The organism is Corynebacterium faecium, from assembly GCF_027257105.1.
Classification (GTDB): Bacteria; Actinomycetota; Actinomycetes; order Mycobacteriales; family Mycobacteriaceae; genus Corynebacterium; species Corynebacterium lehmanniae.
This window is the reverse complement of the sequence record NZ_JAPYJX010000004.1, coordinates 247,488-260,122: the sequence shown is the minus strand read 5'-3', so window position 1 is coordinate 260,122 and position 12,635 is coordinate 247,488. Positions and strand designations below refer to the sequence as shown.

The window sequence follows — 12,635 nt, the reverse complement described above, 5'->3', positions numbered from 1 at the left end:
CTACCTTGCGTGTTTTACCGCCCAGTGATCCGCGCCGCGGCCGCCATTGGCTTAGCCGCAACCTGCTTCACCGTCGCGGGGTGCGCGGGTGACGCGGCGCGGCTGCGCACCGCGATCACCACGCAGCCGGATGCGCCCGAGGACATTGTCCGGGAGGTGGAGCCGTGGACGGATCCAGCAATTGAACGCAGGCAGACGACCTCGGCCGGGCTGAAGCGCGACTACATCCTTTCGGTGCCGCGGGGCGCGAAGCAGCGCGAACGGCTGCCGCTGATCCTGGTGTTCCACGGCTACAAGGAGGACGCGGACCGGATCATGCAGCACTCCCAGATGGATAAGGCGGACGCCGTTGTGGCGTTCATGGACGGCGTCGGCGAAGCGTGGGCGCCCGCCCCGTACGCGGTGACGAGCGGGGAGCAGGACCTCGCGTTCGTGGACGACGTGCTCTCACAGCTCGAGGGCGAGTACTCCATCGACCGCACCCGGATTTTCGCCGCCGGGTTCTCAAACGGCGGCGGGCTTGCGGCCTTTGTAGGCTGCCAGCGCCCGCAGGCGTTCAGCGGCATCGCCACGGTGGCGGGCGCGTTTTACCAGCGCGTCGCAGAAGGGTGCTCGAGCATCCCGATGAAGCACGTCGACTTTCACGGCACGGCCGACCCGGTCATCTCCTACGGCGGCGGTGAACGCCACGAGACGGTGTACAACTCCACACCGGAGATGCTCGAGGAGGCCGCGGTGCGCAACCACTGCGCGGGGCGCAGGGAAGACGTCGAGTTGTCGCACACGGTGACAATGCTGAGTTGGGACGACTGCGACGCTGCGCTGTCGCACTACCGGATTGAGGGCGGGCCGCACGTGTGGCCCGGCGGCACCTCAGACAACACAGGCCTGGTGTCCAAGGGGTTTGCCACCCGCACGCTGCTGGAATTCTTCGGCGTCGGCATGTCCTAGCCGCGCGGTGCGCCGCGGTCGAGCGCCGTCACCGCTACCATAAGGCGCGTGAGTGACGCGTCTAAGCCCCGGGTGACGGTGGTGTACAACCCCGTGAAAGTCCACCTGGAACGGCTGCGCCGGGCGGTAGAACGCTACGCCTGGGAGGGCGCGGACATCGAGTGGGCGGCAACGACCACCGAGGGACCCGGGTTTTCCCAGGCTGTCCGCGCGCTCGAGCAGGGTGCGGACTTGATCATCGCTGCCGGCGGCGACGGCACGGTGCGCATGGTCGCGCTAGCTGTGTCAGGTTCGAAGACACCGATGGCGATTGTGCCGGCGGGCACCGGCAACATGCTCGCGCGCAACCTCGGCGTGCCGCTTTTGCTGGAGGCGGCGGTGCATCGGGCGTTTTCCGGCACCGACCGGCTCATCGACCTCTGCCGCGCCGAAATGGTCTACCCGGATGGCCGCACCGAGCATTCCGGCTTCGCGGTCATGGCCGGCGTCGGCGTGGACGCGGGCATGATCCACCGCACCCGCGAAAGCCTCAAAGCCGCGGTCGGGCCACTCGCATATGTGCCGGCTGTGTTCCAATCGCTCGGCGGCGGCAACAGTGTGGACGTGGACATCACGCTCGATAGCGACCCTGCGGTGGCCACGTCCGTGCACACCTGCATCGTCGGCAACTGCAGCGACCTCGTCGGCGGGATCCCGTTGTTGCCGGACGCGCTGCCTGACGACGGCGTACTCGACGCCGTCGTACTGCGCGCCGAGGACGTCGCCGACTGGGCGGGCATCGGCGGCAAACTCGCGCTGGACACCGTGCGCGGCGGCATTAACGCGCTGCTGCCGAGCGAGGTGCAGCCGCGCCCGCCGGCGTCCCTGCCGCCGAGCATGGAGTACCTCGAGGGACGCCGTATCACCCTGGAGTTCGCCGAGCCCGAGCAGCTTGAGCTCGACGGCGACGCCGCCGGCGCGGTCAGCGCCGTGACCTTCGACGTGATGCCGGGCACCCTGCGGGTGGTGTGCTGAGCGCCGCGTGCCGTCGAGTAGCAGCGCAGGCACAATGGTGGCCATGATCTACAGCTTTGAAGGCGCAACCCCGCAGATCCACCCCTCGGCGTTTATCTCCGACGAGGCCACCATTATCGGCAACGTGACCATCGGCGAAGACGCGAACATCTGGCCCGGCGTGGTCATCCGCGGCGACGTGGGCGCGATCCGAATCGGCAACCGCGTCAACGTCCAGGACGGCTCCGTGCTGCACGTGGACACGGACGGGGAGACCGTGCTGGAAGACGACGTCACCATCGGCCACCTGGCCATGGTGCACGGCTGCCACATCGAGCCCGGCTGCCTGATCGGCATGAGCGCGACCGTGCTGTCGCGCTCGCGCGTGGGCAAGGGCAGCATCGTCGGCGGCGGGGCAGTGGTGCTCGAAGGCCAAGAGCTGCCGGAGTTCTCTCTGGCGGCCGGCGTGCCCGCCAAAGTGAAGCGCACGCTCGAGCCGGACACCTTCGAGGCCAGGTTGCGCCACGCGGCGTACTACGTGGAGCTGGGCCGGCGGGCGGCGACTGGTTTGGTGCCGGTGGAGCGAGACTCGCTTGCGTAAAAGTTCACAGTGAAATTGTCGTCAAAGTCACGCAATGAGGCGTAACGTGACGAGTATGACATCCAATAACGTAACAGTACTTGGTGCAGGTGTCCTGGGCGCGCAGATCGCTTTTTGCTCCGCGTTCGCGGGCAAGAAGGTTGTGTCCTACGACATCAACGAGGAGGCCCTCGCGGCCGGCAAGAAGCGTTTCGACGCTATCGGCGAACAGATGAAGGCGGAGCTCGAATCCGCCAACGACGAGACCGTCGCGGCAGCGCACGCGAACCTAACGCAGACTTCGGACCTGAAAGAAGCGGTAGCGAACGCGGACCTAGTTATCGAGGCGATCCCGGAGAACCTCGAGCTGAAGCGCAAGGTCTGGGCTGAGGTGGGGGAGTACGCCCCGGATACCGCGGTGTTTGCCACCAACACCTCCACGCTCATGCCGAGCAAGTTCGCAGACGCGACGGGCGCGCCGGAGCGTTTCTTGGCGTTGCACTTTGCCAACCACATCTGGATCCAGAACACCGCCGAGATCATGCCGCACGAGGGCACTGACCCGAAGTATGTGGACCAGCTTGTGGAGTTTGCGGAGCAGATCAATATGGTGCCGGTCCCGCTCAAGCGCGAGCAGCCCGGCTACGTGCTGAACACCCTGCTGGTGCCGCTGCTCAGTGCCGGCATGTACCTGCTGCACCACGACATCGCTGACCCCGTCGACATCGACCGCGACTGGTGCAACTCCACCGGGTCCCCGCGCGGGCCGATTGAGATCATGGACCTCGTCGGCGTGCGCACCTTGGTCGCCGTGATCGAGTCCAACGACAACGCCCCGCAGTGGCAGAAGGACTTCGTTGAGACGACGTTGAAGCCGATGGTCGCAGAAGGTAGGACCGGCCTGGAAGCTGGGCAGGGCTTCTACACCTACGACGCGAACGGCAAGATCGTTTCTTAGAGCATTTGCTCAATCAAGGCCCGGCCGCGATCGTGCTCCATCGGATCAACCGCAGCTTCTACACGGTCGAGTAGTTGGAACGCGCGGCACACTCGGAGAAAGTTTTCCAGCGTCGCGCCGTGGCCTTGTTCCAAGCGCCGCAACGTGGACACGCTCACATCGGCGCGGTACGCAGCCTGCTCGATGGTGAGACGGTTGAGGCGACGCCAGCGCTGCAGATCTTTGCCGATCTCGATGAGCCCACCTTCGACCGCGCGGGGGTTCGACGGCTACACATATGTGACGTACTTACGCCCAAATTCTTTCATATTTGAGTAATCTGTGGGACTCCAATTCATTCTGAAGGAAGTGAGTGCCCAAATGAACCGCGAGATCGTCTTCATCGTTTACGTGACCGACATTGAGAGATCAGTCGAGTTCTACTCAGACCTCCTGGAGCTGGAAACCGATTTTGTTTCACCCCGCTATGTGACGTTCGCTTTGGCGGACGGTGTGGCTCTCGCACTGTGGACTGGGAACTCGGATGCACTTGCCGACGCTCCGGCACGCACCACCGAAGTGTGCCTCAACGTCAATGGCGAAGAAGTCATGGACATGTTTCAGGCTTGGACTGACAAGGGGGTCGACGTCATCAAAGAACCCCACCAGGACGTGTTCGGAACGACGTTTGTGGTCGCCGATCCCGACGGGAACCAGATCCGCGTGGCACCTATCGACTAGCAACGTACCCGAAAGAGAAACCCCCGAACCCCCAGAAGAAAAATTTGTCGGACTGACAGGATTTGAACCTGCGACCCCCACACCCCCAGTGTGGTGCGCTACCAAACTGCGCCACAGCCCGATCCGCTACCTAAACGGTAACTGCGCAAATATTACAGCACTGTCATACGGACCCAAAACCGGCAGGTCACCAAACAGTCACTGCCGACATCCCAGGTTTAGCGGACCACGCCGTCGACGTAGACCCATCGCCCGGCCCGGCGCTCGAATCGGGAGCGTTCCCGTATGACGCCGCCGGGGTGGTGGGCGGCGAACTCGACTACGCCCTCGGCGTCGAAAGGCCCGCCGCCGGCGGTATCCAGCACCTGGAGCCGGGTAAACGGCTCACCTGAGGGGTCCACGGACAGGTCCGCGGGCCGGGTTTCATCCGCCCAGGTCTCGGCCACATAAGAGCCCGCGCCGCGCACGTAGGCGGTGTATCGCGAGCGCATCAGCGCTTCAGCGGTGGGTGCCGCAGAGGAACCGTCGATGAAGCGCCCGCAGCACGCCTCGTACGGCAAGCCCTGCCCGCAAGGGCACAACCCCCGCACGTCGGCCCACAGACCGGTTGCGTCAGCCATTACTTACCCAGGCGCTCCGCGCGGTGGAGCTTGTTCTGCCGGCGGCGACGCTCAAGCGAGGCGGTTTCCGCGGTCGTCTCAATCTCGTCCTTCGCCACGTAGCCGTCCACGGTGGAGGACGCGCCCGCGGCGCGCAGGGTCTCCACCTCATCGTCGGTCAGGTCGCCGTAGAGGGTGATCAGGCGGGTGAAGGTGCCGTCGCCGTTGTGGTTGACTTCCACGCGGACGTCGTCAAGCTGCATGCCCTTGGCCGCCTCGCGCACCGCCTGCGAGCAGCTGACGGCGAGCGCGGACATGTACAGGCCAGTGGAGGTGACACCCTGGCCCTTGCCGCCGGTGTTCTTGGAGCGGTCGGTGGTGATCGCGCGGTCGGAGGTGCGCACCACGTCGCCGTACTTCGTGCCGCGCGCGGAGTAGGACACGGCGTTGGTGTCCGTGGTCTTCGCCGGGACGAACAGCGGCTGGATGTACTGCTGCGCCCAGGAGCCGATGATGTCCGCGGCGCGCTGCGCGGTGCCCTGGCGGGTGAGCAGGTGGTCCGCTTTGTCCAGCGCCATCAGGGACTTGGGGTAGCGCGCCAGGGAGAAGATGTTCTGGGCGTTGTCGATGCCGACGGTGACGTCGATAGGCGAGTGCACGACAAGCAGCGGCTTGCGCAGCTTGGGCAGGTACTCCTCCGGGTTGGTGTCGGCGAGATCCTCGAGGAACTCGCGCGAGATGGTCAGCTCGCGGCCGCCGAGCACCACCCCGACCGAGCCGTTCGCATCCGCCTCGCCGATCGCGTGAGCGTAGTGCAGCACCGAGTGCGCGGGGTCGAAGGGCGCGCCGACGGTGGCCACCGCCTTGATCATCTTCTTCAGCTCCGGGCGGGTGGCCGCCTTCAGGGTGGCGGCGCCGCCGAGGGAATGGCCCATGAGCAGCTGCGGGGCCTTGTAGTTCTCCTCCAGCCACAGGGCGGCGGCGACGATGTCGTCCACATTCTCGGAAAACGAGGTGTCTTTGAAATCGCCCTCGGACTGGCCCAGGCCTGGGAAGTCGAATCGCAGGGTGGCAATGCCGTGCTCAGTCAGCCGCTTGGCAATGCGGGAGGCACCGGGCGTGTGGCGGGAGCCGGCGAAGCAGTGGGCGAAAATGGCGTAGGCCTGCGCGGGTCCGTCGGGGCGGTCGATGGTCGCGGCCATCATGTGGCCCTTCGACGACGGAACTTTCACGTTCATAGACAGCATGGGTAGCCGTTTCCTCCTGCGGCTCGGCGGTTCAACGCAACGGTTACTTTCGCTGCAAGACTAATCGTCGCACCAACTGTTTGGCACGTTGGCGTTATTCTTAGCCCTTATGGGCAAGTTTGACTGGTTCTGGAAGGCCATGGGCTCCACCACGGAGCGCAACAACAAGAAGTCGAAAGCCGTTGTCGCGGACGCGCACGGGTTGATCGAGGAGCTTTCGCTTCTCGACGATGCTTCGCTCGCCTCCGCAGTCGCCTCCACCGTGCGCGACGGGGCCATCGCCGAAAAACCGCGTTTTTTGGCCGGGTTGTCCGTCGCCTCCCAGCGCACCCTGGGCATGACGCCGTTTGAGGTGCAGAACCAGGCTGTGCTGCGCCTGCTGGAGGGCGACGTGATCCAGATGGCCACCGGCGAGGGCAAAACGCTCGTCGGCGCGATGGCCGCCACCGGGTTCGCGCTGCAGGGCAAGCGCGTCCACCTGATCACGGTGAACAACTACCTGGCCGCGCGCGACGCGGAGTGGATGCGCCCGCTCGTGGAGTTTTTCGGGTTGACGGTGGCGGCGGTCACGGAGTCGTCGACACGCGAAGAGCGCGTGAGCGCCTACCGCAGCGACGTCATCTACGCGCCGGTGACCGAGATCGGCTTCGACCACCTGCACGACAACCAGATCACCTCCCGCGACCAGACGGTGCAGCTGCCTGCCGACGTCGCGCTGGTCGACGAGGCTGACAGCGTGCTCGTGGACGAGGCGCTCGTGCCGCTCGTGCTCGCCGGCTCCGAGGGCTCCAAGCAGGCCACCGGACAGATCACCGAGGCCGTGTCGAAGCTGGACGAGGACACCGACTACACCATCGACGCCGACGGGCGAAACGCCTTCCTCACCGACGACGGCGCGGCGAAGATCGAACGGCTTTTGGGCATCGACTCGCTCTACTCGGACGAGCACATCGGCACGACTCTCGTACGTGTGAACCTGGCGCTGCACGCGAAGGCCCTGCTGATCCGGGACGTGCACTACATCGTCGACGACGGCAAAGTCGCACTTGTGGACGCCTCCCGCGGGCGCGTGGCGGAGCTGCAGCGCTGGCCCGACGGCCTGCAGGCCGCAGTGGAATCCAAGGAGGGGCTGGACGTGTCCGAGGGCGGGCGCATCCTGGATTCCATCACACTGCAGGCGCTCATGCGCCGCTACCCGCTGGTGTGCGGCATGACCGGCACCGCGGTGGAGGCAACCGACCAGTTGCGCAGCTTCTACGGCCTCCGCGTGTCTGTGATCGACCGCGCCAAGGAGCTGCAGCGCTTCGACGAGGCTGACCGGATCTACGCCACGATGGAGGAGAAGAACTCGGCGATCGTCGAGGAGATCGCCCACCTTAACTCCACCGGCCAGCCGGTGCTCGTGGGCACCCACGACGTGGCGGAGTCCGAGGCGCTGGCGGATGCGCTTCACGCTCGCGGCATGGCGGTCAACGTGCTCAACGCGAAAAACGACGCGGAAGAGGCCCGCATCGTCGCCGAAGCTGGCGACGTGGGACGCGTGACCGTCTCCACGCAGATGGCGGGCCGCGGCACGGATATCCGCCTCGGCGGCGCGGATGAACGCGACCACGACAAGGTGGCCTCGCTCGGCGGCCTGGCCGTGATCGGCACAGCCCGCCACCGCACCGCGCGCCTAGACAACCAGCTGCGCGGCCGCGCCGGCCGTCAGGGCGACCCGGGGCTGAGCGTGTTCTTCGTCTCCCTCGACGACGACATTGTCACCTCCGGCGGCGACGGGGAGCAGTTCTCCGCCCAGCCGGAGCCGGACGGACGCATCACGGGCAACCGCGCCCAAAGCTTCATCGAGCACTGCCAGCGCGTCACCGAAGGCCAACTCCTGGAGATCCACTCACAGACCTGGAAGTACAACAAGCTGCTGGCGGACCACCGAGACATCCTGGACGAACGGCGCGCCGCGTTGCTGGACACGGACACCGCGTGGCGCGAACTGTCGGAGCGCTCCCCGCAGCGCGCCGCCGAGCTTTCGCACCTGCCGCAGGACGTGCTCGAGCAGGCGGCCCGGGAGATCATGCTGTTCCACCTGGACGCCGAGTGGTCCGAGCACCTGGCGCTGATGGACGATGTCCGCGAGTCCATCCACCTGCGCGCCATCGCCCGCGAAACGCCGATCGACGAGTACCACCGCATCGCTGTGCGCGAGTTCAAGGACTTGGCCAACCGGGCGATCGCCGCGGCGGTAGAAACATTCAACACCGTGGACATTGACGCCGACGGCGCGCACCTGGCGGACGCAGGCTGGAAGCGCCCGAGCGCGACGTGGACGTACATGGTGTCCGACAACCCGCTGGCGGGTTCCGGCAACTCAGTCATTTCCGGTATCGGCAACATTTTTCGCTAGGCATTATCCGGTAGCCGCCCCTCGCGGCGGGCCGGACGCTATTATGGCGAGAGATCTCAACCACGACTCGAAAGTCAGGAGTTACCCATGAGCGACAACACGCCGCAGAACCAGGTCGAAACCACCTCGGTATTCCGCGCAGACCTGCTCAAGGAGATGGAGTCCGGAGCTGCGACGTCTGCGGACTCCGCCGCCGGTGCGGACCAGCTGTCGGATGGGGAGGCACTCCTCGTAGTCAAGCGCGGCCCGAACGCGGGTGCGCGTTTCCTGCTGGACCAGGATTCCACCACTGCGGGCCGCCACCCGGAGGCCGACATCTTCCTCGACGACGTGACCGTGTCCCGTCGTCACGCAGAGTTCCGTCGCAACGAGGGCGGCTACGAGGTCGTGGACGTGGGCTCGCTCAACGGCACCTACGTCAACCGCGAGCCGCGCAACTCCCAGGAGCTGACCAACGGCGACGAAATCCAGATTGGTAAATTCCGTCTGGTCTTCATCACCGCCGGCAACTAGTTAGAGAAGAGTTCGATCACGTGAGCGCAATCCGTCAAACGGCACCAGCCGCTACCCCCGCGAAGCCGGCGAAGGCCGCCAAGGCAACCAAGACCGCGAAAACGATGTCCATCGGCGTGGTGCTTGAGCGTCTGCGCACCGAGTTCCCGGACGTGACCGTCTCCAAGATCCGCTTCCTCGAGTCCGAGGGGCTGATCACTCCGCAACGCACCGCCTCCGGCTACCGCCGCTTCACCGAGGAAGATGTGGAGCGTCTGCGCTACATCCTGGTCACCCAGCGCGACAACTACCTGCCGCTGAAGGTCATCCGCGAGCAGCTCGAGGCGATGGATTCCGGCCACGTCACCGCGATCCTGTCCGCCGGCGAGTCCGAGCCGATGATCTCCCCGGAGAACTTCCGCGCACCGGCGGCGACCCAGCTGACCGACGCGGACGTGGCGGAGCAGGCCCAGGCGGATCCGTCGACGGTGGAGGAGTACATCAAGGTCGGGCTGATCACCCCGGATGCTGCCGGGTTGTTCAATGCCGACGACGTTCGTACCGTCACCACCGCGCTGTCGCTGTCCGAATTCGGCTTCGACGCCCGCCACCTGAAGACCCTGCGCACCGCCGCGGCACGTCAGGCCGACATGATCAACCAGGTTGCGGAGCCGGTGTCGAAGTCCGGCAAGGTCACCGCGAAGCAGAAGGCCGAAGAGATCGGTCAGCAGATGTCCGCGCTGGTGGTGTCCCTGCACGCGTCGCTGGTGAAGAACGAGCTGCGCAAGCAGCTGGGGAGCTAATGGAGGCCGTCAACCTCATCGGCGTTTTTCCGGTCGGCCCGGAAGATTTCCTGTGCGCCCTGCTCCAACGGCCCACGAACGGGCGCTGCATTCCGGTGTGGCTGCCGCCGATGGAGGGCGCTGAGCTGGCCATGCGCCTGGACGGGTGGGCCCCGAACCGCCCGCGTCCCGTCGACGCGATCGCGGAGCTCATCCGCACCTCCACCAACGGCGCGGACAGCCTCGAACTTTCCAGCTACGTCAACGGCACCTTTATGGCCACCCTGACAATCTTCGGCGGCACCGAAATTGATCTGCGCGCTTCCGACGCGCTGCTGTTAGCCGAGGAGCTGGACATGGAGCTGACCGTCGACGACACGGTCGCCGCCCAGGCCTCGGTGTTTCTGTCGCAGGGGGATGCCCAGCGCTACCTGCAGGCGGAGATCGAAATCGAAGATTTCGCGGATGAAGCTGTCTCCGCCAGCGGCGACGCCCAGGCTGACGCGGACTTCGAGGCGCTGATGCGCAGCCTCGGGGTGGAGGACTCGGATTTGGGGGAGGATAACCCCAAGGAGGGGTAAAACCCTCAAGTATTCCTTGAGAGTTTCGGCGTGTTACGCATGTGACTATTGACCAGCTCCGTATGCTTACCCTTTAATAGTCATTAGGCTTCGAGCTAACTTTCATGGGAGTAATTACGTGAGCATCATCGAGGAAAATCAGGACGGCCTGTTCGACGCTGTGCAGGAGTCGCTTTTCGACGTCGGCCCGTCCGACGAAGTCGGCTACCGCGTGCCGATCGCCTGCCAGGTCGCCGGCATCACCTACCGCCAGCTCGACTACTGGGCACGCACCGGCCTTGTGCGCCCGTCCATCCGTGGCGCTAAGGGCTCCGGCTCTCAGCGCCTGTACTCCTTCAAGGACATCCTGGTCCTGAAGATCGTCAAGGGTCTGCTCGACACCGGTATCTCGCTGCAGAACATCCGCCTCGCAGTGGACAAGCTGCGTGACCGCGGTGTGTCCGACATCGCCGAGATCACCCTCGTCTCCGACGGCGTGACCGTCTACGAGTGCCGCTCCAACGAGGAGATTATCGACCTCCTCGGCGGCGGCCAGGGCGTGTTCGGCATCGCCGTGCCGCAGATCATGAAGGAACTGACCGGCACCATCTCCGCGTTCCCGTCGGAGCGCGTCACCGAGGACGACGCCGACAACGTCATTGGCTTCGACGAGCTGGCGGACCGCCGCCGTCGCAAGACCTCCTAAGCGAAGCGTTTAGGCCCGGGCTGGGATCACTCCCACCAGCCCGGGCCTTTTTCTATGTCCTCGCCGCACAGACCCTGGGAGGCAGAGCCTGCGATCGCTCGATTTTCGCCCGATCCCAGGCTTAGGATCCCAGGGTCTGTCGCAGGGGGGGGTGGCTGACCGGATGCCTACAGGCCGGATGCCTGCTTCACGGCGCCGTCGATGCCGTCGGCTTGCTTCGCATCCACGGTTTTCGCGGACAGGGCCTCGACCGCCTTGTCTGCTTCGCCCTCGCCGACGCGCACGACGGTGATCTCCACCTTGTCGCCCGCGGCACCGCGCACCGCGTCCTCGAATGCCTTGTCGTCGCCAGCATCGGCCGTGCCAGTGGTGACCAGGACGACGCGGATTTTCGCTTCGCCAGCACCATAGGCGCCTGCGGCTGCCTCGACGGCCTGGCGGGTCTGGGGCACGCCGCCGGTGAGGAAGCGTCGCACCGCCACGGCGACGGAATCGGCGTCGGGGGAGACGCTGATGTTCTGGCGGTAGCCCACTACAACGCCTGGGTTCAGCGGGGAGGAGTAGTTCCACAGGCCGACCTGCTTGCCCTTGCCGCCGAGCTCGAGCGCGGCGTTTGCGATGGCGTCCTTCGCCGGCTGGAGGTACGGGCTCATCGCGTCGGAGGTGTCTAGGAGGAACAGGGTGTTTTCGGGCTGCAGGGCGCTGGCATTGGCACCGGCGGCGTCAGCGCTTTCGCCGCCAGCAGCCTTGTCAGCGTCAGCGCCATCCTGCGCTCCGTCCTTCTTCGCGTCCGATGTGATGGCCTCGCCGCCGGCCGGCAGGGCAGCGGCCCACACCAGGTCGGAGACGGCTGGCTGGTCGTTGGCGGTGCCGTCGAAACGCTCGGAGGCGAAGCGGGCGAAGTCCTGGCCCGCGCGGGCCTGGTTCTCGTCGACCTTGTCGTTCTGGTTCAGCGGAAACGCCGTGTAGACGGCGTCGGAACCGACCGGGGTGAACTTCAGGCCTTCCGGCACGGCGTCCTCGGTGGTGGCGAGGTACTCGCCGGCATCTGCGTTGAGCTCGTCGGCGCTGCCGATGCGCTGATCGGTCAGCGCCTGCACGGCGTCGTTGTCGTTTCCGGCCACCTTTGATGCCACCAGGGCGGAGGCTGCAGACTCTTCGGATACGGGGAAGCGGACCTTGTCCACGGTCAGGTCCTCGAGCTTGACCTCGTCCTTGCCGGCCACGCCGACGGCTTCGCTGTACGCAGCCTTCGGGTCAGATACGGCGGGGGTGCGACCTGCGTTCTCCAGCGACTGGTGGGTCACCGTCGTGTTCGGGGCGATAAACACCGCGACGTCGGCAACAGAGTCGACCAGCTGGGGCTTGACGCAGTAGTCGCGGACGACGGGGGAGGACGCACCGTAGGCGTCCACAAGCGATTGGCCCGCGCCCTTGTCGGAGGCCGCGACGGGGAGCACGAGCTCGCCCGCGACGCAGTCCTCGGCCTGCGCCTCAGTGCTGCCAGCGTCCTCGCCGCGGCTGGTCAGCCACCAGATGATGGCCGCTGCGATCAGGGCCAGCACCACCAGTAAGGCGATGAGCTCTCCGGACAGCCTGTAGTTGTTCTTGCCGCTTGCGTGCTTCGCCACCGGAATCGCCGCCTT

At 65.8% G+C, this 12,635-nt stretch carries 14 protein-coding genes and 1 tRNA gene; 10 read left to right on the top strand and 5 right to left on the bottom strand.

Features of this window, described 5'->3' with window-relative positions; translation table 11 throughout:
* Positions 1-9 precede the first annotated feature (9 nt).
* The 4 genes from O5O53_RS06215 to O5O53_RS06200 are packed head-to-tail and all read left to right on the top strand — an operon-like array spanning position 10 to position 3,482.
* Entirely contained in the window at positions 10-951 is a 942-nt protein-coding gene (locus tag O5O53_RS06215; protein ID WP_269509984.1) for a CE1 family esterase, read from the top strand.
* A 48-nt stretch (positions 952-999) separates the two neighbouring features.
* Positions 1,000-1,965: a diacylglycerol/lipid kinase family protein gene (locus O5O53_RS11740; protein ID WP_269509980.1), complete on the top strand. Its 966-nt coding sequence runs from the start codon at positions 1,000-1,002 to the stop codon at positions 1,963-1,965.
* A 43-nt stretch (positions 1,966-2,008) separates the two neighbouring features.
* Positions 2,009-2,545 carry a gamma carbonic anhydrase family protein gene (locus O5O53_RS06205; protein ID WP_269509977.1) on the top strand — a complete coding sequence of 179 codons (537 nt, stop codon included), beginning with the start codon at positions 2,009-2,011 and terminating at the stop codon, positions 2,543-2,545.
* 55 nt (positions 2,546-2,600) lie between these two features.
* Entirely contained in the window at positions 2,601-3,482 is an 882-nt protein-coding gene (locus tag O5O53_RS06200) for a 3-hydroxyacyl-CoA dehydrogenase (RefSeq protein WP_269509974.1), read from the top strand.
* Here O5O53_RS06200 and O5O53_RS06195 read toward each other — a convergent pair.
* Positions 3,479-3,700, bottom strand: a complete 222-nt coding sequence (locus O5O53_RS06195; RefSeq protein ID WP_269510056.1) for a helix-turn-helix domain-containing protein — start codon at positions 3,698-3,700, stop codon at positions 3,479-3,481. The two genes, O5O53_RS06200 and O5O53_RS06195, sit on opposite strands and share 4 nt — an antisense overlap.
* A gap of 142 nt (positions 3,701-3,842) precedes the next feature.
* Between O5O53_RS06195 and O5O53_RS06190 the strand changes: the two genes are divergently transcribed.
* Positions 3,843-4,202, top strand: a complete 360-nt coding sequence (locus O5O53_RS06190; protein WP_269509971.1) for a VOC family protein — start codon at positions 3,843-3,845, stop codon at positions 4,200-4,202.
* Positions 4,203-4,249: 47 nt separating this feature from the next.
* Here the strand turns inward: O5O53_RS06190 and O5O53_RS06185 are convergent.
* The 3 genes from O5O53_RS06185 to O5O53_RS06175 form a co-directional block, all read right to left on the bottom strand.
* A tRNA-Pro gene (locus tag O5O53_RS06185) sits at positions 4,250-4,323 on the bottom strand.
* 97 nt (positions 4,324-4,420) lie between these two features.
* Positions 4,421-4,822: a YchJ family protein gene (locus O5O53_RS06180; RefSeq protein ID WP_269509968.1), complete on the bottom strand. Its 402-nt coding sequence runs from the start codon at positions 4,820-4,822 to the stop codon at positions 4,421-4,423.
* Positions 4,822-6,048, bottom strand: a complete 1,227-nt coding sequence (locus O5O53_RS06175) for a bifunctional alpha/beta hydrolase/OsmC family protein (RefSeq protein ID WP_269509964.1) — start codon at positions 6,046-6,048, stop codon at positions 4,822-4,824. Before O5O53_RS06175 ends, O5O53_RS06180 begins: the two co-directional genes overlap by 1 nt.
* Before the next feature lie 109 nt (positions 6,049-6,157).
* Between O5O53_RS06175 and secA2 the strand changes: the two genes are divergently transcribed.
* From secA2 to O5O53_RS06150, 5 genes are all read left to right on the top strand, one after another.
* A complete protein-coding gene (gene secA2 / locus O5O53_RS06170) occupies positions 6,158-8,449 on the top strand; it encodes an accessory Sec system translocase SecA2 (RefSeq protein WP_269509960.1) in 2,292 nt (763 codons plus the stop codon).
* A gap of 87 nt (positions 8,450-8,536) precedes the next feature.
* Complete coding sequence (gene odhI / locus O5O53_RS06165) at positions 8,537-8,962, top strand: oxoglutarate dehydrogenase inhibitor Odhl (protein ID WP_181888397.1); 426 nt, start codon at positions 8,537-8,539, stop codon at positions 8,960-8,962.
* 20 nt (positions 8,963-8,982) lie between these two features.
* Positions 8,983-9,744 carry a transcriptional regulator FtsR gene (ftsR, locus tag O5O53_RS06160; RefSeq protein WP_370645816.1) on the top strand — a complete coding sequence of 254 codons (762 nt, stop codon included), beginning with the start codon at positions 8,983-8,985 and terminating at the stop codon, positions 9,742-9,744.
* Positions 9,744-10,304, top strand: coding sequence for a bifunctional nuclease domain-containing protein (locus O5O53_RS06155; protein WP_269509957.1), 561 nt, complete (start codon positions 9,744-9,746; stop codon positions 10,302-10,304). The genes ftsR and O5O53_RS06155 overlap by 1 nt, the downstream gene beginning before the upstream one ends.
* A 127-nt stretch (positions 10,305-10,431) precedes the next feature.
* Entirely contained in the window at positions 10,432-10,989 is a 558-nt protein-coding gene (locus O5O53_RS06150) for a MerR family transcriptional regulator (protein WP_181889576.1), read from the top strand.
* Positions 10,990-11,156: 167 nt separating this feature from the next.
* On the opposite strand, the gene O5O53_RS11735 is transcribed toward O5O53_RS06150, so the two are convergent.
* Positions 11,157-12,620 carry a vWA domain-containing protein gene (locus O5O53_RS11735; RefSeq protein WP_269509955.1) on the bottom strand — a complete coding sequence of 488 codons (1,464 nt, stop codon included), beginning with the start codon at positions 12,618-12,620 and terminating at the stop codon, positions 11,157-11,159.
* Positions 12,621-12,635: the final 15 nt, after the last annotated feature.

Bases quoted from the DNA above. Each gene is read 5' to 3' on its own strand.
- O5O53_RS06205 (WP_269509977.1), top strand. From the start codon at position 2,009: ATGATCTACAGCTTTGAAGGCGCAACCCCGCAGATCCACCCCTCGGCG.
- O5O53_RS06200 (WP_269509974.1), top strand. From the start codon at position 2,601: ATGACATCCAATAACGTAACAGTACTTGGTGCAGGTGTCCTGGGCGCG.
- O5O53_RS06190 (WP_269509971.1), top strand. From the start codon at position 3,843: ATGAACCGCGAGATCGTCTTCATCGTTTACGTGACCGACATTGAGAGA.
- O5O53_RS06180 (WP_269509968.1), bottom strand. From the start codon at position 4,822: ATGGCTGACGCAACCGGTCTGTGGGCCGACGTGCGGGGGTTGTGCCCT.
- O5O53_RS06175 (WP_269509964.1), bottom strand. From the start codon at position 6,048: ATGCTGTCTATGAACGTGAAAGTTCCGTCGTCGAAGGGCCACATGATG.
- secA2 (WP_269509960.1), top strand. From the start codon at position 6,158: ATGGGCAAGTTTGACTGGTTCTGGAAGGCCATGGGCTCCACCACGGAG.
- odhI (WP_181888397.1), top strand. From the start codon at position 8,537: ATGAGCGACAACACGCCGCAGAACCAGGTCGAAACCACCTCGGTATTC.
- O5O53_RS06155 (WP_269509957.1), top strand. From the start codon at position 9,744: ATGGAGGCCGTCAACCTCATCGGCGTTTTTCCGGTCGGCCCGGAAGAT.